The organism is Burkholderia sp. Ac-20379, assembly GCF_017104645.1.
In the GTDB taxonomy this organism is placed as follows: Bacteria; Pseudomonadota; Gammaproteobacteria; order Burkholderiales; family Burkholderiaceae; genus Burkholderia.
This window is the reverse complement of the sequence record NZ_JAAGPF010000568.1, coordinates 1-2,192: the sequence shown is the minus strand read 5'-3', so window position 1 is coordinate 2,192 and position 2,192 is coordinate 1. Positions and strand designations below refer to the sequence as shown.

The window sequence follows — 2,192 nt, the reverse complement described above, 5'->3', positions numbered from 1 at the left end:
CGGGTTGTCCAACTACCTCGGCCTGGCCGGCGCGCTGCTGGCCATGATCGCGCTGTTCTCGACGCTGAGCTCGCACTTCCTGACCTACGACACGTTCAGCACCATCGCCAACCAGATCCCCGACCTGGTCGTGATGTCGGTCGGCATGACGTTCGTGCTGATCATCGCCGGGATCGACCTGTCGGTCGGCTCGGTGCTGGCGCTGGCGGCCTCGTTCGTCAGCGTGGCCGCGCTCAAGTGGCACTGGGGGCCGCTGCCGTCTGCGCTGCTCGGCATGGTCGCCGCGGCGTTCACCGGCATGTTGACGGGCGCGGTCACGGTGGGCTGGCGGATTCCGTCGTTCATCGTCTCGCTCGGCGTGCTGGAGGCGGCGCGCGGCGTGGCGTATCAGCTCACGAATTCGCGTACCGCCTACATCGGCGACGCGTTCGATTTCCTCTCGAATCCGTTCGCGTTCGGCATCTCGCCGGCCTTCGTGATCGCGGTGGCGGTGATGATCGTGGCCCAGTTCGTGCTAACTCGTACGGTGTTCGGACGCTATCTCGTGGGGATCGGTACCAACGAAGAAGCAGTAAGGCTTGCAGGAGTGAACCCGCGTCCGTATAAAATCATCGTGTTTGCGTTGATGGGGGCGCTGGCGGGGCTTGCCGCGCTGTTCCAGATCTCGCGGCTCGAAGCGGCCGATCCGAATGCCGGCGTCGGGCTCGAACTTCAGGTGATTGCGGCCGTGGTGATCGGCGGCACGAGCCTGATGGGCGGGCGCGGTTCCGTCATCAGCACGTTTTTTGGCGTGCTGATCATATCGGTGCTCGCGGCGGGGCTGGCACAAATCGGCGCGAACGAACCGACCAAGCGCATCATCACCGGGGCCGTGATCGTCGTTGCCGTTGTGCTCGACACGTATCGCAGCCGCCGGTCGCGTACCTAAAAAGATAGACCAGAGGGCTTCAAGAATGGCGACGATCAAGGATGTGGCGGCCATGGCAGGCGTGTCGTTTACCACCGTGTCGCACGTGGTGAACAATTCGCGGCCCGTGTCGGCCGATGTGCGGGCGAAGGTGGAGCGGGCGATCGTCCAGCTCAACTACGTCCCGTCGGCGGTCGCACGATCCCTGAAGGCGCGCTCGACGGCCACCATCGGCCTCGTGGTGCCGAACAGCACCAACCCGTATTTCGCCGAACTGGCGCGCGGCATCGAAGATCAATGCGTCGCGCGCGGTTACTGCGTGTTTTTCTGCAATTCCGACGACGATCCGGTCAAACAGCGCAATTATCTGCGCGTTCTCCAGGAAAAACGCATCGACGGCCTGATCATCGCATCGGCCGGCGAGGACGCCGTGCTGGCCCAGACACTGGCCGATTCGCGCGAGCCGCTCGTGATCGTCGACCGCAACATCGAAGGCCTCTCGGCCGATCTGGTGCAGATCGACCACGAGCGCGGCGCCTATCTGGCCACGCGGCACCTGCTCGAACTCGGGCATTCGCGGATCGGCTGCATCACCGGCCCGGTCGATACGGCCGTCAGCGCGATGCGCGTGCACGGCTTCATCCGGGCGATGGCCGAGCGCGGCATCGAGATCGTGCCCGGTGCGATCGCAGAGGGCGATTTCTCGTGCCTCGGCGGCTATCGCGCGGCGGGCCAGTTGTTCGGCACGCTCAGGCCCACCGCGATCTTTGCCGGCAACGATCAGATGGGCATCGGCGCGCTGCGCGCGGCCGCCGAGCGCGGGCTGCGCGTGCCGGCCGACTGTTCGATCATCGGCTTCGACGATATCGAGATGTCGAGCTACACGTATCCGGCGCTGTCCACGGTGGGCCAGTCGGTGCGCGCGCTCGGCGAGATCGCCGCGCAAACGCTGATCGAGCGCATTTCCGCCGGCGCGGCCGCGCCGACCAAGCGCCGGCGCGTGGTGTCGCCACGGCTGGTGCTGCGCGAATCCACCGCGCCGTATCGCGGCGTGCCGGCCGCTTCGGCCACGGTGTCCGATGCATCGGCCGCCTCGGGGGCCGCCGGAGGCGGCTGCGCATGAGCGGCGCGTCGCTTGGCGGCCGGGCGAGCGGGCGCGTGCTCGTGGTCGGCAGCCTCAACATGGATCTGGTGGTGCGCGCCCCGCGCCTGCCCAAGCCCGGCGAGACGCTGACGGGCAGCGGTTATGCCCAGGCGGCCGGCGGCAAGGGCGGCAATCAGGCGA

The 2,192-nt window shown here is 67.1% G+C and carries 2 protein-coding genes and 1 pseudogene; all 3 read left to right on the top strand.

Translation table 11 applies throughout. The features are described 5' to 3' along the window. Positions 1 to 928: ABC transporter permease (locus G3N92_RS32795; RefSeq protein WP_241015175.1), on the top strand; the 928-nt coding region annotated here is incomplete at its 5' end. A 25-nt stretch (positions 929 to 953) separates the two neighbouring features. After that, entirely contained in the window at positions 954 to 2,030 is a 1,077-nt protein-coding gene (locus G3N92_RS32790; RefSeq protein ID WP_206131675.1) for a LacI family DNA-binding transcriptional regulator, read from the top strand. Continuing rightward, positions 2,027 to 2,192, top strand: a pseudogene (locus G3N92_RS35240) (ribokinase); the annotation flags it as partial. The gene G3N92_RS32790 and the pseudogene G3N92_RS35240, both read left to right, overlap by 4 nt.